The 23,447-nt window shown below is 71.8% G+C and carries 17 protein-coding genes and 1 tRNA gene; 6 read left to right on the top strand and 12 right to left on the bottom strand.

From position 1 onward, the window contains the following. Positions 1-53 precede the first annotated feature (53 nt). The gene (locus AB0N02_RS04960) at positions 54-413 is read right to left on the bottom strand and encodes a hypothetical protein (RefSeq protein ID WP_363942858.1); all 360 of its coding nucleotides are present in this window, start codon (positions 411-413) and stop codon (positions 54-56) included. A gap of 337 nt (positions 414-750) precedes the next feature. Between AB0N02_RS04960 and AB0N02_RS04955 the strand changes: the two genes are divergently transcribed. After that, positions 751-1,476 carry a Mut7-C RNAse domain-containing protein gene (locus AB0N02_RS04955; RefSeq protein ID WP_363942856.1) on the top strand — a complete coding sequence of 242 codons (726 nt, stop codon included), beginning with the start codon at positions 751-753 and terminating at the stop codon, positions 1,474-1,476. A gap of 203 nt (positions 1,477-1,679) precedes the next feature. Here the strand turns inward: AB0N02_RS04955 and AB0N02_RS04950 are convergent. Both AB0N02_RS04950 and AB0N02_RS04945 read right to left on the bottom strand, forming a co-directional pair. After that, a tRNA-Arg gene (locus AB0N02_RS04950) sits at positions 1,680-1,754 on the bottom strand. A gap of 103 nt (positions 1,755-1,857) precedes the next feature. Then, the gene (locus AB0N02_RS04945; protein ID WP_363942855.1) at positions 1,858-2,913 is read right to left on the bottom strand and encodes an NlpC/P60 family protein; all 1,056 of its coding nucleotides are present in this window, start codon (positions 2,911-2,913) and stop codon (positions 1,858-1,860) included. Between the two features lie 770 nt (positions 2,914-3,683). Here AB0N02_RS04945 and AB0N02_RS04940 point away from each other — a divergent pair. Further along, positions 3,684-4,061, top strand: coding sequence for a response regulator (locus AB0N02_RS04940; RefSeq protein WP_363943427.1), 378 nt, complete (start codon positions 3,684-3,686; stop codon positions 4,059-4,061). A gap of 491 nt (positions 4,062-4,552) precedes the next feature. On the opposite strand, the gene AB0N02_RS04935 is transcribed toward AB0N02_RS04940, so the two are convergent. Further along, positions 4,553-7,366, bottom strand: coding sequence for an AAA family ATPase (locus AB0N02_RS04935; RefSeq protein ID WP_363942853.1), 2,814 nt, complete (start codon positions 7,364-7,366; stop codon positions 4,553-4,555). 104 nt (positions 7,367-7,470) lie between these two features. Here AB0N02_RS04935 and AB0N02_RS04930 point away from each other — a divergent pair, with 104 nt between their 5' ends. After that, complete coding sequence (locus AB0N02_RS04930; RefSeq protein ID WP_363942851.1) at positions 7,471-8,091, top strand: LysE family translocator; 621 nt, start codon at positions 7,471-7,473, stop codon at positions 8,089-8,091. A gap of 161 nt (positions 8,092-8,252) precedes the next feature. Here the strand turns inward: AB0N02_RS04930 and AB0N02_RS04925 are convergent, their stop codons facing one another. Continuing rightward, the gene (locus AB0N02_RS04925) at positions 8,253-9,044 is read right to left on the bottom strand and encodes an alpha/beta hydrolase (RefSeq protein ID WP_363942849.1); all 792 of its coding nucleotides are present in this window, start codon (positions 9,042-9,044) and stop codon (positions 8,253-8,255) included. Positions 9,045-9,128: 84 nt separating this feature from the next. On the opposite strand from AB0N02_RS04925, the gene AB0N02_RS04920 reads away from it, so the two are divergent. Continuing rightward, complete coding sequence (locus AB0N02_RS04920) at positions 9,129-9,692, top strand: TetR/AcrR family transcriptional regulator (protein ID WP_363942847.1); 564 nt, start codon at positions 9,129-9,131, stop codon at positions 9,690-9,692. Between the two features lie 228 nt (positions 9,693-9,920). Here AB0N02_RS04920 and AB0N02_RS04915 read toward each other — a convergent pair whose 3' ends face one another. Next, on the bottom strand, positions 9,921-10,697 hold the full coding sequence (locus AB0N02_RS04915) for a TetR/AcrR family transcriptional regulator C-terminal domain-containing protein (RefSeq protein WP_363942845.1): 777 nt from the start codon (positions 10,695-10,697) through the stop codon (positions 9,921-9,923). Between the two features lie 78 nt (positions 10,698-10,775). On the opposite strand from AB0N02_RS04915, the gene AB0N02_RS04910 reads away from it, so the two are divergent. Continuing rightward, a complete protein-coding gene (locus AB0N02_RS04910) occupies positions 10,776-12,173 on the top strand; it encodes an MDR family MFS transporter (RefSeq protein ID WP_363942843.1) in 1,398 nt (465 codons plus the stop codon). 123 nt (positions 12,174-12,296) lie between these two features. On the opposite strand, the gene AB0N02_RS04905 is transcribed toward AB0N02_RS04910, so the two are convergent. From AB0N02_RS04905 to AB0N02_RS04890, 4 genes are all read right to left on the bottom strand, one after another. After that, positions 12,297-13,508 carry a hypothetical protein gene (locus AB0N02_RS04905; RefSeq protein WP_363942841.1) on the bottom strand — a complete coding sequence of 404 codons (1,212 nt, stop codon included), beginning with the start codon at positions 13,506-13,508 and terminating at the stop codon, positions 12,297-12,299. 32 nt (positions 13,509-13,540) lie between these two features. Continuing rightward, the gene (locus AB0N02_RS04900; protein WP_363942839.1) at positions 13,541-13,927 is read right to left on the bottom strand and encodes a Rid family detoxifying hydrolase; all 387 of its coding nucleotides are present in this window, start codon (positions 13,925-13,927) and stop codon (positions 13,541-13,543) included. Between the two features lie 54 nt (positions 13,928-13,981). Further along, positions 13,982-15,091 carry an alanine racemase gene (locus AB0N02_RS04895; protein ID WP_363942837.1) on the bottom strand — a complete coding sequence of 370 codons (1,110 nt, stop codon included), beginning with the start codon at positions 15,089-15,091 and terminating at the stop codon, positions 13,982-13,984. A gap of 202 nt (positions 15,092-15,293) precedes the next feature. Then, complete coding sequence (locus tag AB0N02_RS04890; RefSeq protein WP_363942835.1) at positions 15,294-16,817, bottom strand: amidohydrolase family protein; 1,524 nt, start codon at positions 16,815-16,817, stop codon at positions 15,294-15,296. A 319-nt stretch (positions 16,818-17,136) separates the two neighbouring features. Between AB0N02_RS04890 and AB0N02_RS04885 the strand changes: the two genes are divergently transcribed. Then, positions 17,137-18,261, top strand: a complete 1,125-nt coding sequence (locus tag AB0N02_RS04885; RefSeq protein ID WP_363942834.1) for a glycosyl hydrolase family 8 — start codon at positions 17,137-17,139, stop codon at positions 18,259-18,261. A gap of 89 nt (positions 18,262-18,350) precedes the next feature. Here the strand turns inward: AB0N02_RS04885 and AB0N02_RS04880 are convergent, their stop codons facing one another. Both AB0N02_RS04880 and AB0N02_RS04875 read right to left on the bottom strand, forming a co-directional pair. After that, positions 18,351-22,673, bottom strand: a complete 4,323-nt coding sequence (locus AB0N02_RS04880) for a DUF4153 domain-containing protein (RefSeq protein ID WP_363942832.1) — start codon at positions 22,671-22,673, stop codon at positions 18,351-18,353. 45 nt (positions 22,674-22,718) lie between these two features. Beyond that, positions 22,719-23,408 (bottom strand): response regulator transcription factor, encoded by a 690-nt coding sequence (locus AB0N02_RS04875; RefSeq protein WP_363942831.1) that lies wholly within the window; start codon positions 23,406-23,408, stop codon positions 22,719-22,721. Positions 23,409-23,447 lie beyond the last annotated feature (39 nt).

The raw sequence follows: 23,447 nt of genomic DNA, 5'->3' as shown, positions 1-23,447 counted from the left end.
CTCCACCCGGGCGGTCACAGCGCCCGCCCCGGTGGACGTTCCCGGTCACGGCATCAGCGCAACCACCGCAAAGCCGCGTCGGCGCAGTCCTCTGGGCTGCTGTTGAAGGCGATGGCCGCGTTGGGCGCGTGCCGCCGGACCAGGTTGACCACCTTCTCGAACAATTCGAGCAACGGCTCGTGCGTGCGGATGCCGCCCCCGATCACCACACAGCCGTAGTCTTCGCCGGTCAGGGCCTCCAGGATCACTCCCTCGGGGTCCTCGTCGAGTGCCACCAGGCACCAGTCGGCCTCGATACCGTGATCGTCAAAACGGGCCCGACCGCGTGCTATCGCCTCCTGGATCGGCTTCGGGTCCCAGCCCTGGATCCTGGCGGGATCGAGACCGATCACCAGTACTCGCGCCGCTGTCACATCCCCTCCCTCTCGTAGGCTCGTAGGGACGTTTTCACACCGGCGGGGCAAGTACAACAAGAATGAGCCGACTTCGCCCGGCAGGCGCCCCGGTCTGGCGGTGCCGCCCGCACCACCGTTCGCGACGACGGTACGCCGCCGGACTCCCGGCGCCCGGAAGTCGGCTCGCGTTCAGTCTCGGAGCGCGCCGAAGAGCTCGGCGGGGCCGCCGTCGCCGGGCCGCCCCCTCCGGCGGGTGGGGGTCCGCTCCTCAATCGGACGTAGCGGGTACCGGTGGCGGACCGCCAACCGTCGGGTCCGTGCCGTGTCGTACGGGGGCGGCTGGGATGCTGGAAGCATGGCCGGCCGCGAACTGTCCGTCGTCGTCGCGCCCGAGTTGCGGTTGTTCATCTCGCCGCGGCTGAGACGCGCCGGGGCCGGAGACGCCGAGTTGCGGGTCCCCTATGACGGAACGTCGTCGCTCGGCCATGTGGTCGAGTCGATCGGCGTGCCGCTGACGGAGGTCGGCTCGCTGGCGGCGAACGGCCGCCAGGTGCCCCCGTCGTACCGGCTCGGGCCGGGCGAGGCCGTACACGTGCGGGCGATCGAGCGGCCCCAGCGCATCCCGCTCCCCAGGTTTGTGCTGGACGTGCATCTGGGGACGCTGGCCCGACGGCTGCGCGTGGTCGGGATCGACACCGCGTACCGGAACGATCTGGACGACGACGCGCTGATCGCGCAGGCGAACGCGGAGCGACGCGTGTTGCTGACGCAGGATCGGGGGCTGCTCAAGCGCCGGGCGTTGCTCCTGGGGGGATACGTCCGGGGCACCAGCCCGGACGAACAGCTGGCCGACGTGCTGGACAGGTTCGCGCCACCGCTGGCTCCGTGGACCCGGTGTACGGCGTGCAACGGGCCACTCGTTCCGGCGGACAAGGACGAGGTGGAGCGGATGCTGCCGGCGGGGACCCGCCGCACCTACGAGACGTTCGCCCGGTGCCGTGCCTGTCACCACGTCTACTGGCACGGCGCACACAGCGGCCACCTGGACGAGATCATCGCCAAGGCGCAGCAAATCATGTGACATGTCCCGGAATACGCCGACCGGACCCGCTAGGCCCGCCGCGAGGACGAGCGAACCCGGCAGAACACTGGGCGAGACGCTCAACCCACCACGCTGACCGCGAGGGCGAAGTTATCGAGTACGGCGGCACGGGACGGAACACCCCGAAAAGCGAAACGACCTGCGTTGCCGCAGGCCGTCGAGGGTTTCCCCTGGTAGATCGCTGGTGCCCCCTGCAAGATTCGAACTTGCGCTCCCGGCTCCGGAGGCCGGTGCTCTATCCCCTGAGCTAAGGGGGCCAACGAGTGATTAGATTACCAGCATCCGGAGGGGAACTGACACTCGAAGCGCGAAGAGCCGATCTCGGGGGGCGGTGACGGTTATCCGGGGAGGGTGCCGGGCTTACCCGAAGAGGGGGCTGGGCTGTGGGCGGACGGCTCCTCGGTAGCGGGCACGGTAGTAGACAGAGGCGGCGAAATTCGTTGTTTTGACGACGTCGCCGGTCTTGGGGGCGTGGACCATGACGCCGTCACGGACGTAGAGGCCCACGTGGGTGGGGTCTCCGGCGCCGCCACCGAAGAAGACCAGGTCTCCTGGGCGGAGCCGGGCGAAGGACACCCGTCGTCCCTGCCTGAACTGGCTGCCGGTGTAGTGGGTGAGCGTGGCCCCCGCCCTCGACCAGGCGTGCAGGACGAGCCCGGAGCAGTCGAAGCCGCCACCGGTCGGCCCGGTGCTCGAACCGCCGCCCCAGACGTACGGCGTGCCGACCTGGCGCAACGCCGCCGAGACGGCGGCCCGCCCCGGAGATATCCGCCCGGGAGACAGAGTGCCGAGGTGCCGCGAGAGCGCGTCGACACGGTCGACGTGGTCGGCCCCGTCACGCTCGACGACCCCGCCCACCTCGTCGCTCTCGCCGATCTCACCTGTCTCCGGGGTGGGGAGGACGGCAGGCGGGCGCACCTGCGAGGAGTCTCCCGAGGGGCGCCCCGACGGCCCGGAGGGTCTCGAAGGCTTCGGAGGCGCCGAGGGGCCGGGTCCCCAGGGATCGGGGTCCGAGGAACCGGGCGCGGCGGGGATGGAGGAACCGAGGGTGGTGGGGGCGGAGGTGGGAGTGGGGACGGAAGCAGGGATGGGGTGGGGAGTGGAAAAGGCGGGAGCGTAAGGGGCGGGGATGGGGTGAGGACCGCTTTCGCCGGAGAGGGGGGCGGTGGCGGGGACGGCTCCGGCCGCGACCCCGGGTGTGGCTTCGGGATCTCGCCCGCCCGGGTGGCAGGCGGCGGCCGTCGCGGGACGGCAGCCGCCTCCGAGCCATCTCCGGGTGTCGTCCGGCAGGTCGGTGTCGAACAGCAGCCTCACCCAGCCGTCGGCGGCCTTCCGGCAGGGGTGGGTCACGGGGATCTGCGGAGCGCCCGCGAGGGCCGCTGCGAGGATGGTGGCGGTGACGAAGGTCGTGATCACGCGTGGCCTCCCTGGGCTCGATGAACGATCGAGGCCCCAGGATCGGCGGGCCGGCGTGATCGCCGAGGGGCCGAATCCGGTTCTGGGGAAAACTCCGGAGCCGTCCACAGCCCCTGACAGCGACGCCCCGCGCTCATCCGGGGACAGAATCCTGCGGAGACGGCATGCCACGCTCACCACACGGGCGAAACGGTGCCGAGCCGCCCATGGCCCCAAAGGCGACGTCCCGCACTCACCGCAGGGACAGAGTTCGCATTCAGGGACAGGGGGTGTGGTTCAGGGACTGGGGGTGTGTTCAGGGACGGGGTTCCACGCTCAGCGCCGGATTGGAACGGTGGGCGAGCCGTCCAGGCTCCGGAAGCGGTGACACTCCATCGGCTCGTACCTTCGCCTCGCCCGTCCTTCCTCCTCTCTCCTCCTCTCTCCCACCTCTCCGCTTCGGGCTCATTCTCTTCTTCGGGCTTGGGTACGGGCCGCATGGGAGGATCACAGGTGAACTCCGCTTCGCCATGGGAACGCCGAGGACGGGGATGCCGCTCCCCCGTCCGGGGGTGATACGCGGGCTTCCCCTCCCCGACGGCGGTACGAAGCCCCGGGGAAGATCGCTGGGCGTCTTCAGGGAAAACCACGAGAATCTGTCGAAAAACGCCTTCGGAACCCGGTGTGGCCTGAGGAAATCTGTCGTTCGCGGATAGCTGTGTGTACAGATCCATCGAAAACCGCGCGTGACCCCGCTCCGAGGAGTTAGCCTCACGGCCGTGGGTGAGCTTTTGGGCAGAGTTTTGGTGGTGGATGACGACGAGGTCATCCGACAGCTCATCGCGGTCAACCTGACCCTGGAGGGGTTCCAGGTGGAGACCGCCTCCGACGGGCAGGACTGCCTGGATCGGGTGCTGGACGTGATGCCCGACGTCATCACGCTCGACGTCATGATGCCCAGACTCGACGGCTGGATGACGGCGACGAGACTGCGCGGCGACGAGGAGACCAGCCACATCAAGGTGGTGCTGATCACCGCGCGGGCGCAGGAGGACGACAAGCGGCGGGGAATGAACATCGGCGTCGACGCCTACCTCACCAAGCCCTTCGATCCGTCGGAGCTCATCCAGGTCGTCCGCGATCTGGCCTTGGCCGCCCACAGCGGCTGACGGTCTCCGCCGTACGGCCTCCGCCTCTCGATGCTTCGCGGCATCGGCTCCGGCTCCGTGCTGTGCCGGTTCCGCGGGTCGCCCGGGGCGACTGCTGGACGTCCGGAAACAGTACGGCCCACGCTCCGGAGGCGGCCGCCTCATGCCCTCAGAGACATGGCCGGTGTGGTGAAGGCTCGCCGGGCCAAGCGCCGTTCAACGGCGCCGATCCACACCGCCTCATCACTCGCCGTACCGGCGCATGGGCAGTCACGAACACGGTGGAGGCAAACGGACGCGGCGGAACGGTGGAGGGAAAGCGGTGGAACGGTGGAGGGAAAGTGGACAGCGGGCCAGGGCAGGTCCTCCAGGTCCTCCAGGTCCTCCAGTCAAGCTGGAGCAGAAGCCTCCGCGAAGACCAAAGCAGACCCCCTTGCCAGACTGGAGCAGAAGCCCCGGCAAAGACCGAAGCAAGCCCCGTTGCCGGACTGAGGCATAGGTCCTCGCGAGGGCTAGAGCAGGCCCTCCTTGCGGGCCATGGCGGCGGCCTGGGTGCGGGAGGAGACGCCGAGTTTGCCGAGGATGTTGGAGACGTGGACGCTCACCGTCTTCTGGGCGATGAACAGCCTCTCGCCGATCTCGCGGTTGGGCAGGCCCTCCGCCACCAGGGCGAGCACCTCCTTCTCCCGCCCCGTGAGCTCCCGCCCCGTGAGCTCCCGCCCCGTGACCTCTCGGCCCGTGAGCTCCCGGCCTGCGAGCGGCGGTGTCCGCCGGGCGGAGGTGAACCTGGCGCGGCGGCCCAGATCGGCGAGAGCCTCGCCCAGTGGCCGGGCTCCCAGGGACTCGGCGGCCTCGACGGCGAGCCGCCACTCCTCCGACGCGGCGGAGCGGTCGTCCGAGGCGAGCAGCGCCTCGGCGAGCCGCCATCGTGCGCGCGCGGTCTCGTAGACGAAGGTGGGCGCGAAAAAGTCGACGACCCGGCGCCAGGCCTCGACATCGGCACGGCCGTGCGCGCGGTGCCACTCGGCCTCCGCCCGCGCCATCCACCCCTGGCCCTCGACGCCCATTCCGGCCCGGACCGCCCGCCGCGCGCGGGCGAGCAGTTCGTCGGCTCCGTCGGTGCGGCCCAGGTCGGCCAGGGCCCACAGCGCGACGGCACTGATGCGGATGACGCCCACGTCACCGGGGTCGACGGCGGCGAGGACCGCGGTCGTGTGTTCCAGGGCGAGCTCGGGGTCCCGCCGCCAGAGAGCGTGCTCGGCGGCCATGCCCCGGGACATGTAGGCGACGAGGGAGTCGGACCAGAACGGCCTGAGCCAGTCGAGCCGCTCCTCCACCTCGGGCAGTCCCATGGCGACCTCCACGAACAGCGCGAAGGAGGACAGGGTGGCCTCGGGGATCCTGCCGACCCGCGCGCCGAAGCCGGCGGCCGTCTCGGCGGCCCGCGCCCAGTCTCCCGTCATGTAGTGGATCAGGAGCCAGAGGAACCGCAGGTCGGTGCCGTAGGTGCTCCAGGACAGGCCGGTCTCACGCGCCAGCCGTACGCCGTGCTCGGTGGTCTCCGCCGCGCCCGCCATGAGACCGCGTTCGTACTGGATGCGGGCGTGGTGGAACAGGGCGCGCAGGTCCATGGCGAGGTTGCCGGAGTCCTGGAAGGCGACGGAGCCGGACAGCTCCTCCGCCAGGGCGATGTCGCCCTCGTACTCGGCGCAGGAGGCCAGCACGATCGTCGCGCTCTTCTCCGCGTCACTCGCCCCCGTCGCCCTGGCGACCTCGAGGGCGCGGTCGGCCAGCGGCCTGACCTCGGCGAAGCGCGGTGACCAGGTGAGCGTGCGAGAGAGCGTGGCCAGCGCCCTGGCCAGGACGGGGCTGTCCGGAGGCGCCGCCGCCACGGCCGCCTCCGCGGCCGTGATCGCCGCCTGGACGTAGTCGGAGTCGTAAAGGTAGTAGGCGAGCCTTTCGCCGACCTCCGCCGAGGGGGGAAGATCGCGTAGCTGGGCGATGGCCCGGTGGTTGTCGCCCATGTCGGCCGCCGCAGCGGCGGTGCGCAGTGCGAGCCGTACGCGGTCGGTCCCGGTGAGACGGTCGGCGTCGGGAACCCGGTCCCACAGCCCGAGCGCCTGCTCGAAGTGGCGGTGCGCCTCGGCGGGGGCGCCGAGGCGCTCGGCCCTGTGCCCGGCCTCGACCGAGGCGGACAGCCCTTCGGCCAGATCGTGACCCGCCAGGTAGTGGTAGGCGAGCTCGGCCGCCGAACCCTCGCGGGCGGTGAGCAGCCGGGCGAACTCCGAGTGCAGCCTGGTCCGCTCTCCGGGCAGCAGGTCGGTGTAGACCGCCTCCTGGAGCAGGGCGTGCCTGAAGGCGTAGCCGTACTCGCCGTCGAGGCGGAGCAGCCCGCGCGAGACGATCTCCCGCATGGCCTCGTCGAAGGCCAGGTCGTGCAGGCCCGAGGCGTCCTGGAGCAGGTCGTGGTCGACCCGCCTGCCCGCGACGGCGGCGCCGCGGAGCACCCGCTGGGCGGCGTCGGAGAGCACCTCGGTCCGGGAGAGCAGGAGACCGGCCAGGTCGTGGGTCATCGAGCAGCCGTCGGTCGCGGCCTCCAGGAGCTCTTCGGCGTAGAACGGGTTGCCCTCGGCCCGCTCGACGATCTCGTCGATCATCCGGGGATCGGTGCCGCCGAGGGCCGAGAGGTAGTCGGCCATCTCGTCGCGGCCGAGCGGTCCCAGCTCGACGGATGTCACCGACGGCAGGCGTTTGAGCTCGGCGAGAACCCGGCGCATCGGATGGCGCCGGTGGAGGTCGTCGGTGCGGTAGGTGCCGACCAGGCATACTCGCTCGGTCTGCAACATCCGGCTGAGAAAGACCAGCAGGTCACGGGTGGACTGGTCGGCCCAGTGCAGGTCTTCGAGCACCAGCAGCACGGGTCGCGTGGCCAGGAAGCCGAGCATCGAGCCGAAGAGCCGCTGCTGGGTGAGGCCCGAGGTGGTCTCGGATCCGAGGTCGGTGCCCCCGGGCAGCAGCCTGCCGAGGACGGGGCGGGCGTCGATCTCCGCGCGCAGCTCTCCGCGCGCGTCGCGCAGGGCGTCGGCCAGCGGGAGGTACGGCAGCGCGTCACCGAGCTCGGCGCACTGCCCCACGAGCACGGCGAACCCGTCCCGTTCGGCCCGTCCGGTCAGTTCCGCGACGAGGCGTGTCTTGCCGATGCCCGCGTCACCGCCCACGAGGGCGACACCGGCCCTGCCCGCGGCGGCCGAGCCGAGCAGGGCGGTGAGCCGTTCGAACTCGGCCGATCGCCCGATCAGAGCACCTTGCGCCCTCGTCCACCCCACGCGGGCGAGTATGCCACGGCCTGTCGGTGATAACCGATTGGTCCACGAAAGAAGGGATTCAATGGCCTTCGCCATGGGACCAAAGCGGCCCTAGGGTCGGAGTCATGATCTCCATGTCCACGTTCCTGGTCTTCGCGGTGACGTCCCTGGCACTGGTCCTGGTTCCGGGGCCGAATCATCTCTACATCGCCGCACGGGGCATCGCGCAGGGCCGGGCGGCCGGTCTCGCGAGCGCGTTCGGCGTCGAAACCGGCACGATGGTGCATATCGCCGCGGCGGCGGCTGGGCTGTCCTACGTGATCGCCCGGTCCGCCACCCTCTTCAACGTGATCAAGTGGGCCGGTGTGGCCTACCTGTTCTTCCTGGGCATCCGGGCGCTGACCCGCGGGCAGGAGCCCGAGGCCCAGGAGGCCCGGCCTCGTCCCCTGCGCTCGATCTTCATGGAGGGCGTGGTCGTCAACGTGCTCAACCCCAAGGTGATCTTGTTCTTTCTGGCGTTCCTGCCGCAGTTCGTGCGTCCGGAGGCGGGTTCGGTCCCGCTGCAGATCGTCGTCCTCGGCGGCACCCTCCTGGTCATCGGCCTGGTCTCGGACATCATCTACGCCGCGGGGGCCGGTGCGCTCGGCAGCAGGCTGCGGAACCACTCGCGCGCGCTGGGCTACTTCAGCGGGGTGATCTATCTGGGACTCGGCGTCGTGACCGCGCTCTCCGGACGGGCGGTCTGACCTCACCGTCCGGACCTCACCGTCCGGACCTCACCGCCCGGACCTTGACGGGTCGGAGAATCGGCCGGGTCACGGAGGAAGCCGCTCAGAGAACCACTCAGAGAACAGGGAAGCGGTCAGAGCGCAGGGAAGGGGTCGGAAAGCAGGTAGGGGGAAGCCGGTCAGGGAAGGGAACCGGCCCGGGCGCGGGTTCCCTCGGGAGCCGGCCCGAGTGGGAGACGAGGCACGGGCAGGCCGTCACGGGCCCCCGCGACCTGGTCGGCGAGATCACCCACCAGCCGGGCCAGGGAGCCCGGAGCCGCCATCACCCCGAGGTGCCCGCGTCCGGGGATCAGGATGAGCCGCCCGTTGCCACAGGCGCGCAGGAAGGCGCGCTCGTCGGTCCTGAACGGGTCGAGGGTGCCGTTGACCAGCCAGACCCGCCCCGGATAGGCCGCCAGTGCCGCGAGCTGGTCGTGCTCGGCGACGGCGGCGACGGCCTGCGGCATCACCTCGCACGACAGTCCTCCGGCGACCATCGCGGCCCCCACCTGACCGGGCAGGAGGCGGCGCAGGGCGCGGGAGCTGATCCGATCGGCGAGTGACGGGTTCCGCGCGGCGAGCGAGGCGATCAGCCGGTAGGCGCGGACCGCCGGCGCGTTGCGGGCCGTACAGCCCATGGCCACCAGACCGGCCACCTTGTCCGGAAAGCGTTCGGCGGTGGCGATGCCGACGTAGCCGCCCAGCGAGAGGCCGACCACGAGCGCCCTGCCGCCGAGGGAGTCGACGGCGGCGGCCACCGCCGAGGTCGCGCCCTCCATCGAGAACGGCTCTCCGCGGCGCGTGCCGTGACCCGGCAGATCGACGGCCGTCGCGGGACGGTCCAGGTGGGAGATGACGGGTTCCCACATGGTGGCGCTGACCCGGATTCCGTGCACGAAGACGATGGGCGGCATCGCGACCTCCAGTCGCATCAAACGCAACGCAACGCAGCGTTGCGGAAATCGAGACGCCAACAGTTAAACACAACGCACCGTTGCGTTGCTATAGTCGGGCACGTGGCACCGCGCAAGAAGCAGCAGATCTTCCAGGCGACGCTCGAACTCCTCGCCGCCAAGGGCTACGAGGGGCTGACCGTCGAAGGGGTGGCCGAGCGATCCGAGGTCAACAAGACGACCATCTACCGCTGGTGGCCGTCGAAGGCCGCGTTGCTCGCGGCCGCGCTGGTCGAGGCCGACCTGCTCACCTTCGAGGCGCCGGACACCGGCACGCTCAGGGGGGACCTGGAGGCGCTGCTGCGAGAGGTGACCGCACTGCTCACCCGTTCCCCGGCGGCCGACGTCACGGTGGCCGCACTGGGCGCCGCCGCGCACCATCCGGAGCTGGCCGCGGCGGCCCAGCGCTTCTTCGCCGACCGGTTCGCCAGGGAGGAGGTCGTCTTCGAGCGCGCGAGACGGCGTGGCGAGCTGCCCGGCACTGCCGACCCGCTACTGATCATGGATCTGCTGGGCGGGGCGGTGTGGCTGCGGACGATCTTCCGCGGCCTCCCCCTCGACGACGACTTCGTCGCGAAGGCGGTGGCGACGGTCCTCGACGGAGCACGGCGCGGCGAACCCGGATGAGACGAGAGATGAGACGGGACGGGGCATCCGACGGACCCCGGTGACACGACGGCCCTCGAACGGCCCGGCGAGACCTGACGACTTCCCCGGACCCGGTGGTGTGACACGGCAGGCCAAGAGGGCCCGGACGAGGGCCCGGATGAGGGCCCGGATGAGGGCCCGGATGAGGGCCCGGATGAGGGCCCGGACACGCGGCGGCTCCGGGAACCCGTACGGCCACGCCACCGGTCACCAGGTGGGCAGGTCCCCGGCGATACCGTCCAGCATCCAGCGCAGCCCGCGCTCGAAGTCGTCGTCGGCCCCGCGGTCCGCCTCCTCGCCCGCGCCGGAAACACCGGAATCCCCAGAGACGTCGGGGGCATCGGGGGCACCGAGGGCGTCGCCCGCGAGAAGCGGCGCGAGATTGGGGAACTCACCGCTGTCGACAAGCTCACGCAAATAGGGCTGCATGAGGGCGTCGCGCTCCTCCTTCGTCCAGGCGTATCTGCGCGTCCCCTCCCGCTGCATCACCTCTCTGATCACGAACCCCAGCGCGTAGTCGTCGACCGCCGCGATGATCCGCCACTTCCACTCCGGCGCGATCCGCAGGGGCGCCAGCGCGGCCAGCGACTGCTCCCCGTGCCGCAACCCGTTCGGGCCGACCTGCGAGCGCCGGGAGACGAGGTCGACCAGCCAGGGGTGGCGCCGGATCACCTCCCGCGTACGCCGCGTGATGGCGGAGATCGCCTCGCGCCAGTCGCCGGGCAGCTCCCCTTCGATCAGGATCTCCGCGTTGGCCTCGTCCGCCATGAGGTCGAGCAGGTCCTCCTTGCGCTCGATGTGGGTGTAGAGGCTCATCGCGCGGGCGCCGAGCTCGGCGGCGACCCTGCGGATCGAGACGGCGTCGACCCCCTCGGCGTCGGCGATCTCGATCGCGGCCGCCACGATCGCCTCACGTGTCAGCTTCGTACGGCGTTTCGCCACGTCCCTGGCCCAGACCGGGCCCTGCGCCTGCTCGGATCCCACCGCACAAGTGTACGGCGTAGCGGCTGGCCGATACGATGTACGGAAAACCGATACACCGTACGGAAGTGGTGATCGAAGATGACCACGACGCAGGATCCGACGGGAACTCGATTCGACCCCGACCTTCGCAAGATCTCCCTCACCGTGGTGATGGGGACGATCATGACCATGCTCGACGCGACCATCGTCAACGTCGCGATCAACGTCCTCGGCCGTGACCTGCACGTTTCCCTGAGCACCGTCCAGTGGGTGGTCACCGGCTACACGCTGGCCCTGTCCATGACGATCCCGATCACCGGCTGGGCGATCGGACGCTTCGGCGGGAGGACGACCTGGATCGTGTCGCTCGCGCTGTTCGGCGCCGGGTCGGTCCTGTGCGGCGCCGCCTGGTCGGCGGGGGCCCTGATCGCCTTCCGGGTGCTGCAGGGCGTCGGCGGCGGCCTGCTCATGCCGATCGCGCAGACCCTGCTCGCCCGTGCCGCCGGTCCCGAGCGGATGGGGCGGGTGATGGCCGTCATCTCGGTCCCGGCGATGCTCGCCCCCGTGCTCGGCCCGCTGCTCGGCGGAGTGCTCGTGGACCACCTGGACTGGCGGTGGATGTTCTACGTCAACGTCCCGGTCTGCGCGGTGGCACTGCTGCTGGCCGTACGGCTGCTGCCCCGCGACGAGGAGGCCCGCGCCGACGGCTGCCTGGACGTCCTGGGGATGGCTCTGCTGTCCCCGGGCCTGGCCGCGCTGGTCTACGGGCTCTCCCAGATCGGTGAGACGGCGGGCGGCGGGCGGGCGACCGCGGCGCTGGCGCTGGGCGCCGTGCTCGTCGCCGCCTTCGTCGCGCACTCACTGCGCCGGGCCGGACGCGCCCTGATCGATGTGCGCCTGTTCCGCGACAGGGGCCTGGCCACCTCCGCCGCGGCCCTGTTCTGCTACTCGGTCGGCGTCTTCGGCGTGCTGCTGCTGGTGCCGCTGTACTCCCAGAGCCTGCCGGGGACGAGCGTGCTCGACGCGGGACTGCTGGTCGCCCCGATGGGAGCGGGCGCGATCGTCACCATGCCGCTGGCCGGGCGGCTCACCGACCGGCTCGGCGCGCGCCTGCCCGGGGTCGCGGGAATCGTGACCGTTCTCGCCGGAGTCCTCGCCTGCGCCCTGGTCGACCTGTCGGCGGGTACGGTGCCGCTGGCCGCCGCGCTGTTCGTCATCGGTCTGGGGCACGGTCTCGTCACCCCGTCGATCATGGCGGCCGCCTACCGCACCCTGCCCCGGTCGTCCGTTCCCGGGGCGGCGACCGCCTCGCAGATCGTGGTCAGGGTGGGAACCGCCCTCGGCACCGCCGTGATCGCCGTCATCCTGCAGTGGCTGACGCGCTCGGGCGGCACGGGGGCCGAGGCCTTCGCGGGAAGCTTCCGATGGGCTCTGGCGATCATCGCCGTCTCCCTCGTCCCCGCCCTGCTGCTCCCCGTGCCCCGGAAGACCGCGTGAGCCCCCCGAAGCCCGCGTCAGGCCCCCACCCCGCTCCGACCCGAGGCCCCCGTAAGTCCGGGTGAGGAGCCCGAAGGCCCGCGAGGACCGCAGTCCCGGGGCGGCCCGGGCCGACCGTCCCGGTCAGCCGGAGAGCGCGCCCGGGATACGGTCGAGGATCGGGTACGGCATGAGCCCGTAGGCGTAGAAGTCGACCGCGTCGGCCCCCGCCGCCCGGACGGCCCCGACCTTGGCGGCGAGCCGCTCGACCGACTCGGTGTCGGGCAGGCCGGGACGGAGCACGACCCGCAGCTCCTTGTCCTTGCCCGTCGAGCGGCGGTAGGCGCCCACGTCGTCGGCGATGCGGACGGCGTCGCGGGCGTAGGCGAGCACGCCGAGCGAGGGCACCAGGTCGCCGAGCGCGACCAGGTCCACGCCCAGCTGCCAGGAGTCGTGCGCGGACAGGCCCGAGGAGGGCAGGCCGTCGGTGTAGCCCTTGACCGCGCCGGTCGCGTCGAGGAAGACGAGGTTGGACCCCTCGGCGGTGACGGCGGTCGAGACCTCCGAGACCAGCGAGGTGACCACCTCGGAGCGGGCCCGCGCGTAGGCGACCACCTCGGGCCCGGCGTAGGCGGTCAGCGCCGCCCGGGTCACCTCGCCCTGCGCCGGCGGGTCGCCGTCGAGCACGCCTCCCACGATCCTGGCGCACTCCTCGCGGGCGACCTCGGCGTTGACCCCGAGGTCGGTGGCGCGGCGCATGCAGAAGTCGCAGAAGCACAGGCCGAGCAGGAACACGTCCATCGGCCCGAGCGGCACGAAGCTGCGCTCGTGGTGGTAGCCGTGGCCGAAGGTGCCGAAGTGCAGCGCCTCGGCGACCACGCTGTCCACCCCCTGCCTGGCCACGGCCCGGCCCAGCGCGACCGCGTAGAGGCGGACGTCAGGGTGGGAGGGGCACAGGTCGGCGGGTGTGCCCCGGTCGCCGAAGCAGTTGCGCACGGTGACGTCGAGGTTGGCCAGGCCGAGCGTGGTGTTCTGCAGGAAGACGGTCCAGCCGTGCATCTTGAGGCCGCGCTCGGCGGTGGCGCGGCGCAGCGCGGCCAGCGGCTCCTCCTCGGCCCCCGCCTGCACCGGCGGGACCAGGCGCAGCTCGCCGAACAGGTCCTCGGGCGGCGTGAAGTGCGCCCCATCGTTGCGGATCGTCACCCGGGGGCGGCCATGCGGGGTGACGTCGCGGGCGCGATGGTAGGCGGCGGCGACGGTCAGACCCGCCACACCGTATCCGGTGATCCGGTCGAGGACCGTCTCCAGGCCCTCACCCCGCACGTCCTCGACGTAGACGTATAGCGAGCTGTCCAAACCGCCGTCCCTCCCACACAGTCGGTCAGACTCTAACGCGCCTTGTAGGCCACGAAGTCGATCTCGACCAGGATGTCCATCAAGTCGGACCCGACGGTCGTGCGGACCGGGTACGGCCGGGTGAAGTAGGACTTGTACGCCTCGTTGTAGGCGGCGAAGTCACGCTTGAGGTGCTGCAGGTGGACGGTCGACTTGACCACGTCGTCGAAACCGAGGCCGTGGGCCGCGAGGACCGCGCCGAGGTTGCGCATCGTCTGGTGGGTCTGCTCGGCGACGTCCGTGCCCACGACCTCACCGGTCTTGGGGTCCAGCGGGCCCATGCCCGAGGTGTAGACGAAGTCGCCGACCACGAGGCCCTGCGAGTACGCCCCGACCGGCGCGGCGCCCTCGTCGGTCCTCAGCTCCTGCTTGCCGCTCATGTCACAGCTCCTTGTTGGAAACTTCCCGCGATCGGGAAACGGGGAAACCGGAAACTAGAAACAGGTGGTCATCAGGTCGACGACCACGTAGTCGTCGTCGACGACCGGCATGACCCGCCACTTGTCGAAGGCGGTGCACGGGTGGGAGATGCCGAACGACACCAGGTCGCCCGGCCTGACCGGCGAGCCGGGCGCGAGCCGCAGTACCGCGTGCTGGTCCTGGACCTTGAGCACCGTCGCGTCGGCGACGATCCCGCGGGGGATCGGCAGCCCCTCGTCGAAGGGGGCGTCCCGCTTGCCGAAGCCGACGACGGCCAGGCCCGGCTCGGGAATGCTCAGCACGTGCGCCCAGATCTCCAGCGCGGCCCGCAGCTCCCCCTTGATCCGGGTGTACGGCGTGCGCTCGCGGTAGTAGCCGTCGTCGTGGGAGACGTAGGCGCCGCTGCGCAGCATGACCCTGGCCTGGCAGGCGGCGAGCTCCCTGCCGATCACGTCGAACCACTGGCTGCCGCCGACCGACAGGATCGGGTCGCGCACCCGCAGGTGCTCGAGCGCCTCGACCAGCCGCCGCAGGTAGCCCCGCACCTCCTCGGCCGTCTTCAGCGCGCCCTCGTAGCCCGCCACGCCCGCGACCTCGACCCCCGGAGCCCGCTGGGCCGCCGCGACGACCTCCAGGAGGTCCGCGAGCGTACGGCTGCCCGCCCGCCCGCCCTCGTGCCCCAGCTCGGCCAGCACCCGGAACGGCCTGGCCCCCGCGTGCCTGGACAGCGCCTCGACCCCGGCGACCGAGTCGACGAAGCAGAGGAACTCGAACGACGGGTCTCCGGCCAGCTGCGCGGCGATGGCGTCGAGGCCCGCCGGGTCGAAGACCTGGTTGGCGAGCAGGACGCGCGGCACACCGAACTCGCGCAGGGTGAGGGCCTGGCTGGGGGTCGCCGCCGTCAGCCCCCACGCGCCCGCGTCGAGCTGGGCCCGGACCAGTTCGGGCGACATGGTCGTCTTGGCGTGCGGGACGAGGAGCAGCCCGTGCTCGGCGGCGAAGGTCGCGAGCGTCGTGATGTTGTGCCTCAGCGCGTCGCGGTGCGCCACCATCACGGGGAAGGTGAACGCCCCGCCGAACAGTGAGGACCCCACGGCCCCGCCGGGATCCACGATCCCCTTCATGTGATGCCCCCTTCGCCGACTCACCCTGTGAGCCCTGTCTCGCCCTGTGGACCTTATCCTCAGCGCCGCCCCCGGGAATCCCCGGCGCCGCCCGGGGAACTCCCCGGACCGTCCCCGGAACCTCCGGACCGTCCTCGGGACTTCCGGGGCCGTTTCCGGGACTCCGGGGGCCGGGCCGTCGAGGGCCCCTTGGAAACGTCCCTCAGGGACGCAGCGCCCTGCCCGGGGTGGCCCCGGTGAGTTTCTCCCCGGTGAGCACCGCGACGCCGGAGACGATCACGTCGCCGACGCCGGTCGCCGGGACGCGCGGGTCGGCGTAGGTGGCCTGGTCGGAGACCGCCGCGGCGTCGAAGACGACGACGTCGGCCACCTGGCCCCGGCGGATCAGGCCCCGGCCCGCCAGGCCGAAGCGGCGGGCCGGGTGCGAGGCGATGTGGACGACGGCCTGTTCCAGGGTCCAGTCGCCGGTCTCGCGGACGTGGTGCCCGAGCATGCGGGCGAACGCCCCGTAGCCCCGGGGGTGCGGGTGCCCGCCGACGTAGATGCCGTCCGAGCCTCCGGTGTGGCCCGGATGACGCAGGATCGCGCGGACCGACTCCTCGCCCTCCGGCCCCTCGTCGGGGCGGGCCATCACGCAGCCCGCCTCAAGCCGGGTGTCGATCAGGATCCTGCGGCAGAACTCACCGGGCTCGGCCCCCGCCCCGGCGGCGGCCTCGGGGAGCGTCAGTCCCTCGGCCCACTCGGCGCCGGGCACGTGGGAGAAGGTGATCCTCGGCCAGATCGTCTCGTCCCACTCGATCGGCTCCGACTCCAGCAGCTCCAGCGCCCTGCCGGTGTCGGCGGCGGGGATCCACGACGGCAGCGCGACCATCGCCAGGATCGTGCTGCCCCGCAGGTAGGGGTAGGTGTCGAAGGTGACGTCCAGCCCGTCGCGACGGGCCTCGTCGACCAGTGGCAGCAGGGTGGCGGCCGGGCCGTGGTAGTGCGAGACGTGCACGGCCGCGCCGGAGCGCCTGGCGATGTCGGTGACCTCGGCCATACCGGTCCCGGCCTTCGCGCCGTACCCGCGCATGTGCGTGACGTACGGCAGGCTCCCCAGCGGCGCGCAGAGCGCGGCGAGCTCGGCGGCGTCGGCGTAGCGCCCGGGGGCGTACTCCAGGCCGGTGGACAGCCCGACCGCCCCCTCGGACAGGCCGCGCTCGACGCGGGCGAGCATGGCGGCCAGTTCCCCGGCGGACGCGGCGCGCTCGGCCGGGCCCATCACGTCGTAACGGATCGTGCCGTGCGGCAGCAGGTAGGCGGTGTTCAGCGCGGTCGCCCTGTCGTAGCCGGCCAGCAGTTCCCGCACGCCGAGCGGCCCGTCCGCCGAGGGGTGGGTCCCGTTCACGGCGGCGAAGTAGCGGGTGGCGTAGGCGAAGGCCTCGGCGGTCGAGGTCGGGGCGTAGGAGAGCCCGTCCTGGCCGAGGACGAACGTGGTCACGCCCTGGCGCAGCGCGGCGAGCTGTACCTCGGGGGTGAGAACGAGTGCGTCGCCGTGGGCGTGACAGTCGATCATGCCCGGCATGACGTGCCGGCCCGAGGCGTCGATCACCGTCTCGGCCTCCGCGCCGGTCAGCCTGCCGACCGCGGTGATCTCGTCTCCGGTGATGCCGACGTCCGCCAGGAAGGCCGGGGCCCCCGTGCCGTCCAGCACCCAACCATTCCTGATCAGCACATCAAACGACATATCGGGATTCAATCATCGAAGAGGGATTTGTTGCATCTTGCGGATACCCCATACTCTCTGCCGTCTCCTTTCCCAGGAGTCGCTGTTTCCCCGTCCTCTCGGAGAGAATCTCATCGTGCATGCCCGCACCCTCGCCTCACTCGCCGTGTCGGTCCTGCTCACAGCCCTGACCGCGGCCGGATGCTCGGCCGCGCCGGGAACCGGGCCGTCCGCCGCGGAGGGGGCGCGCCCCACGCCGGGCGCGGAGACGGAAACCCCGGAAACCGGAAAACCCGCGAGGTCCCCGGAAACCGTAAAGGGGGAAAAGAGCCAGGAGAGGGTGAGCGTGCCCTTCGGCGGCCACACGATCCCCTACGCGGCCGGGACGCTGCGGCCCAGTGGAGAGCCGGCCGCGCTCGACCGGACGGTGGTCGAGGCCTACGAGCGCTGGAAGGCCGCCTTCGTCAGGAACAGGTGCGGATCCTTCCAGGTGATCTCCCCCGACGCCGACCATCCCCACGTGGCCGAGGCCCAGGGGTACGGCATGGTCATCACCGCGACCATGGCCGGGGCCGACCCCGACGCCAGGAAGATCTTCGACGGCCTCGTCGACTATGTCCTCGCCCATCCCTCGACCGGCAACCCGGACCTGCTCGCCGCCGAACAGAACACCTCCTGCAAGAGCGTCAACGGCGGCGACTCCGCGACCGACGGCGACCTCGACGTCGCCTACGGCCTGCTGCTCGCCGACCGCCAGTGGGGCGGCTCCGGCAGGCACGACTACCGGCGGCTCGCCGTCAGGCACATCGCGGCCATCAAGGCGTCGGAGGTCGATCCGGACACCCACCTGCTGACCCTCGGCGACTGGGCGACCCCCGACGACCCGCTGCACCGCCTCAGCCGCTCGTCCGACTGGATGATCGACCGGTTCCGGGCGTTCGAGAAGGCCACCGGCGACGCGGACTGGGCGACGATCAGGACCGCGCACCAGGATCTGATCGCCGCGCTCCAGAAGCGGCACGACACCGGCCTGCTCCCCGACTTCGTCAGGGACGGCAAGCCCGCCAAGGGCAAGGTGCTGGAGGACAAGCACGACGGCGCCTACTTCTGGAACGCGCTCCGCGACCCGTGGCGGATCGGCGACGACGCGGTGACCGGCGGCGACCCCAGGTCGATAGCCGCCGCGCGCAAGCTCACCGCCTGGATCAGGAGCACGACCGGCGGCGACCCGGGCCGGATCACGGCGGGCTACGAGCTGGACGGCACCCCGATCGGCGAGGAGGGCGAGCCCGCCTTCATCGCCCCGTTCGCGGTCGCCGCGCTGGCCGAACCGTCCGCCCAGACCTGGCTGGACGCCCTGTGGAAGACCATGGCGTCCACGACCTTCGGCTCGGACGACTACTTCGCCGCGAGCGTCCAGCTCCAGGCCATGATCACCGTCTCCGGCAACCGCTGGACGCCCTGACCCGCCCCGCCACGGCCGGGTACGGCTCCGCCTTCCGGGCCGGAGCCGTACCGCGCCGGCGGCCGTGCGACGTCGGTGGCCGTGCGACGTCAGTACTCGTCGGGGACGCCGGACCGGGAGGAGTAGGTGGGACAGTCGGTCTCGGTGAGCACCGGGTGCCGGCTGAGCAGCCGTCTGGCCTCCTCACGGGCCAGGTTCCAGCCGTTCCACGGATCGGCGGCGTACAGGCGGTTGACGTCGACCACGTCCCGCAGCACGCAGCTGCGCATCGGCTCCGGCAGCCGGTCCAGCGCCGGTACGGCCTCCGCCCCCAGGCCTCCCAGGTAGGCCCGGTCGAGCCGTTCCACCCCCCGCACGGCGACCTGGGTCTCGGCGACCCGCAGGTCCGGGTTCCACACCGCGAACGCCAGCAGCGCCACCCCGGTCATCGCGACCAGGGCCCTGGGCAGCCATCCCGCGCCGCCGCCCCGGACGAGCCGTACCGCGCCCGCGATCAGGACCAGCACGAAGACCGCGCCCAGCCACCAGATCGCCGCCTCGACCGAGGCGCGCAGCCGGGAGAAGCCGTAGGCCTCGACGTAGAGGTCGAGACGGTGCAGCGCGGAGACCAGGATCACCATGGTCAGCGCGCAGAGCACGCCGAGCAGCCCGGCCATCAGCCACCGCTCCCGTCCCCCGAGGTCGACCACGACCGAGGCGACCGCCACGATCGCCAGCACGAACACGCTGACCACGACAAGCTGGAAGAACCCGGACCGGGCGTACTCGGCGTAGGTCAGCCCGGCGGCGGAGACCAGCCACCGGGTGCTGCCGAACAGCACCGTCAGCTGCATCCCCACGAACACGCCGAACAGCAGGTTCAGCGCGACCAGCGGGGTCACCCACAGACCGCGGCCGACCGTGAACCGCAGGGCGGGAACCCTCGGCTCGGCCACGGGGCGCAGGCCGACCAGCACGGCCGAGGCGACCACGAGCGCGAAGCCCGCGAACAGCACGATCCGCAGCGGCATCGACTCCGCCCAGTCCTGCGCCAGGAAGACCCGCTCGACGGCCCTGGCGAAGACCGCGTCCGCCGAGGCGAACAACCCTCCGAACAGCGCCACCAGCACCAGGGCCAGTCCCAGGCCCAGCAGCGCGGGCATCATCCGCCTGCGCAGCGACATCCCCTTCACCGGCGCCGCGAGGAACCACGGCACCGGCAGCAGCCCGAGCACCACCGACGCGCCGCCCCTGGCGATCCCGAGCCAGCTCCGTCCCGCCCCCGACAGAGCGAGTGCGGCCAGCAGGAACCCGGCCAGCAGGAGCAGCCCGACGAGCCAGTCCGCGTCCCTGAACACCACCATCGCGATCATCCCGTACGCGATCACCCCCAGCCCCGCCGACCACGGCGTGATCCGCCCGCTCGCGGCCGGCAGCACCGCCACGCCCATGGCCACGGCGACGAGCACGAACCCCAGCCCCGCTCCGCCGTACGGCAGTGCCACCGCCGCCAGCAGCCCGACGGCTGCGCAGACGGGCAGCACCCACCGGGGAGTGGCGGGCAGATCGGGCCGGGGGAACACCGGCGGCGCCACGTAGTCCCCCGGAGGGGCACCTCCCGCCCCCTCCCGAGACCTGACCGCCTCATCCCCGCGCGACCCGGCCGCCACCTCCCCGCGCGACCCGTCCGTCGCCCCACGCGGCCCGACTGCCACCTCCCCGCGTGACCCGTCCGTCATCCCTTGCGCCCCGTCCGCCGTCTCCCGCGTCCTGACCGTCTCGTCCCCGCGCGGCCTGCCGCCACCGCCACCGGCGGAGGCAGAGGCAGAGGCCTCTCGCGTCTCCCCGCCTGCTCCCGCCTGCCTCGGTACGGCGGGACGCGGCAGGCCGGCGGCCGTCGTCGCGACACGTCTGGCCGGCTCCCGGCCCGCCGCGACGCCGTTCGGGACGCCAGCCGGGAGTCCGGAGTCGGTGGCGCCGAGAACCGTGCCGACGAACCCTCCGGTCAGTGTCACGATGAGCCCCGCCAGCACCCCCAGTACGGGCGTTACGCTCCCGATGATCAATCCCACGACCACACCGCAGAACACACCGACGAGCCCACCCCCGAGAAGCCCGGCGAACGCCCGCGCCCAGTTGCGCTCCGGAGCGGCCCGGGTCGGGACAACAGGCACGCGGGCGTGCGCGGAGATCGGACGAGGCGCGGCCCCCGTCGACGAGACCGGTGAGGTCAGCGATCCCGGTGAAGCCGATGAGCCTGATGGGGACGTTGAGTCCAGCGAGGCCGACGAGGCCGACGAAGTTGATGAGGCCGGTGAGGAGGACAGACGAGTCCCGGTCTCCGCCGCCTCCGGCAGGGAGAAGGTCTCGACCGGTGGTTCGGGGGCACCGGGGGTCCCACCCGGTCCAGCGGCGGAGAAGGCCCCAGCCGGTCCAGCGGCGGAGGGCGTTCCGGCCGCTTCAGCGGTGGAAGAGGTCCTGGCCGCATCGGAGGTGACGTGATCACCTGCGGAAGCGGTCCCCGGAAATGGGGATCGGGCAGACGCGGGCGCCGGAGATGGGGATTGGGCGGACGCGGGCACCGGCACGGACACGGGCGCCGCCCCAGGCACGTGAACAGACACGGGCGTGGAAACGGACTCGGACGCGAGCGCGGAAACGGACGTGGATACGGGAGCGGGCGTGGAAGAGCCCGTGTGGGCGGACACCGACACTGTCCCGGCGTCGGCGGGAACCCGCGAGGACTCGGCGTGAGCCAGAGCCGACGAGGAACCGGCGTGAGCGGGGGCCTGCGGGGAACCCGCGTGAGCAAGACTCGGCGAGCGCCCGGCAGGAGCGAGAGCCTGCGAGGCCCCGGCGACTCCAACGTCCCCGGCGCCCTCGACCGCCCCGGCGGATTCGGCGACTCCCGCGCCTTCGCCCGCCCTGGCGAGCTCGACGGTCCCGGTGCCCTCGACCCCCCTGACAGGCCCGGCGACTCCGACGGTCCCTGTGCCCTCGACCGCTCCGACAGTCCCAGTGCCCTTGACCGCCCCGGCGAGCTTGACGTCCCCCGCGCCTTCGATCCCCCTGGCGAGCTCTGCGGCCCCGGTGCCCTTGGTATCCCCAACCGCTCCGGCGAGCTCGGCGGCTCCGGCGTCCTCGACGTCCTTGGCCACCCCGGCAAGCCTGGCGGCCCCCGTGCCTTCGCTCCTCCTGGCGGGCTCGACAACCTCCGCGCCTTCAACCACCCTGACGAGTTCGGCGTCTTCGGCGGCCTCATCGGTTTTGCCCGCCTCGCCACCCCTGAGAGCCTTGTCGGCCTTATCGGTCCTGCGGGTCTCGGCTCCCATGGCGAACTCGGTGATCTTGTCGGTCTCAGCACCTCCGGCGACCTCGGGGCCACGGGAGACCTTCGGGGCAGAAGAGTCCTCGGCGAGACCGGGCACGGACGGAACGTCCATCATGATCCTTTCTGGGAGATCCACCGCGATCCGACACCCGGGGCCGTCCTGCACACGGATGGAGCCGCCGTGGAGTTCGACGATCTCCTTGACGATGGCCAGGCCGAGCCCGGCGCCGCCCTCGTCGGCCGCCCGTCCCGCGTCCAGGCGGGAGAAGCGTTCGAAAGCCCGGGTCCGGTCCTCCATCGGGATCCCCGGCCCCCGGTCGGTCACGCGCAGCCGTACCCCGGCCCCTTCGGGAGCCGCCGCCAGCACGACGACACCGCCTTCCGGGCTGTGCCGTACCGCGTTGTCCAGCAGGTTCGCCAGCACCTGTGCCAGCAGGTCGGGGTCGGCACGGGTGCTCAGCCCCTCGGGCACCTCGCAGCGGGCGGTGACCCCGTCCCTGGCCAGTACGGCCTCGCGCAACGCCTGGTCGCACAGCGGCCCGAGCTCGACGTCCTCAAGCTCGATCGGCCGGGCCCCGGAGTCGAGACGGGACAGGTCCAGCAGCTGGGCGACCAGCCTGCCGAGCCGCTCGGTCTGGGCGAGCGCCGTCCCCAGCGTGACGGGGTCGGGTGTCGAGACGCCGTCGACCACGTTCTCCAGCACGGCTCTGAGCGCGGTGATCGGCGTGCGGAGCTCGTGGCTGACGTTGGCCACCAGTTCCCGCCGCTGCCGGTCCACCTCTCCCAGGTCGGTCGCCATGGCGTTGAACGCGCGGGCCAGCTCGCCGACCTCGTCACGCGAGGTCGCGGTGACGCGCAGGCCGTAGCGCCCCTTGGCGATGGTCTGCGCGGCGGCGGCCATCTCGCGCAGCGGCTTGGTCATCCCCCGTGCGAGCAGCTGCATCATGGCCAGGGCGAACACCACGGCGACCGCGACGCGGACGTTGCGCGAGTAACCGGCGTTGATGCCGACCTCGTTGACGACGAACGCCACCGCCACGGCCAGCAGGATGATCATGCCGAGCTTGACCTTGATCCGGCCCAGGAAATCGAGGGGTCTCAATAGTTGACTCATCCCAGTGTTCGAGTGATGAGAGAAGGATTTGGTTCAGCGTCGGACGAGGGCGTAGCCCACTCCGTGGACGGTCCTGACGACGCCGGGGCCGAGCTTGCGCCGCAGCGCGCGCACGTGGCTGTCGACCGTGCGGGTGGCGGCGGCCTCGGAGAAGCCCCAGATGTCGGCGAGCAGCCGCTCCCGCTCGAACACCTGGCCCGGCCGCTCCGCGAGACGGCACAGCAGGTCGAACTCGGTCCGGGTGAGCTGCGCCTCGGCGCCCTGCACGTAGACGCGCCGCTCGGCGGTGTCGATCTCGATGTCGCCGACGCGGATGATCGTGTCGGCCCCGGCGAGCTGGGAGGCCCGTTCGACCCGCCGCAGCAGCGCGTGCACCCGGGCGACCAGCTCACGCATGCTGAACGGCTTGGCCATGTAGTCGTCGGCGCCGACCCCGAGCCCGACGAGCAGGTCGGTCTCCTCGCCCAGGGCGGTGAGCATGAGCACCGGAACCGGCCGGGCCGCCTGCATCCTCCGGCAGACCTCCAGCCCGTCGAGTCCGGGCAGCAACCGGTCGAGTACCACGACGTCGGCTCCGGTCCTCGCGTAGGCCGCGAGCGCCCCCTCACCGTCTCCGACGACCTGGACGTCGAAGCCCTCGGCCGCGAGGCGGTGCCGTACGGCCCGCGCGATCGTCTCGTCGTCCTCCACCACGAGGACACGTCGTTGCTGAGGGGATGTCATGTTCGGCAGCGTAGGGGCGGCGTGTGCAGATGCCCTGTG

It is taken from the genome of Streptosporangium sp. NPDC051022 (assembly GCF_040683035.1).
Classification (GTDB): Bacteria; Actinomycetota; Actinomycetes; order Streptosporangiales; family Streptosporangiaceae; genus Streptosporangium.
Note: the sequence above shows the minus strand (reverse complement) of the source record. Positions and strands in the feature narration are given on the sequence as shown.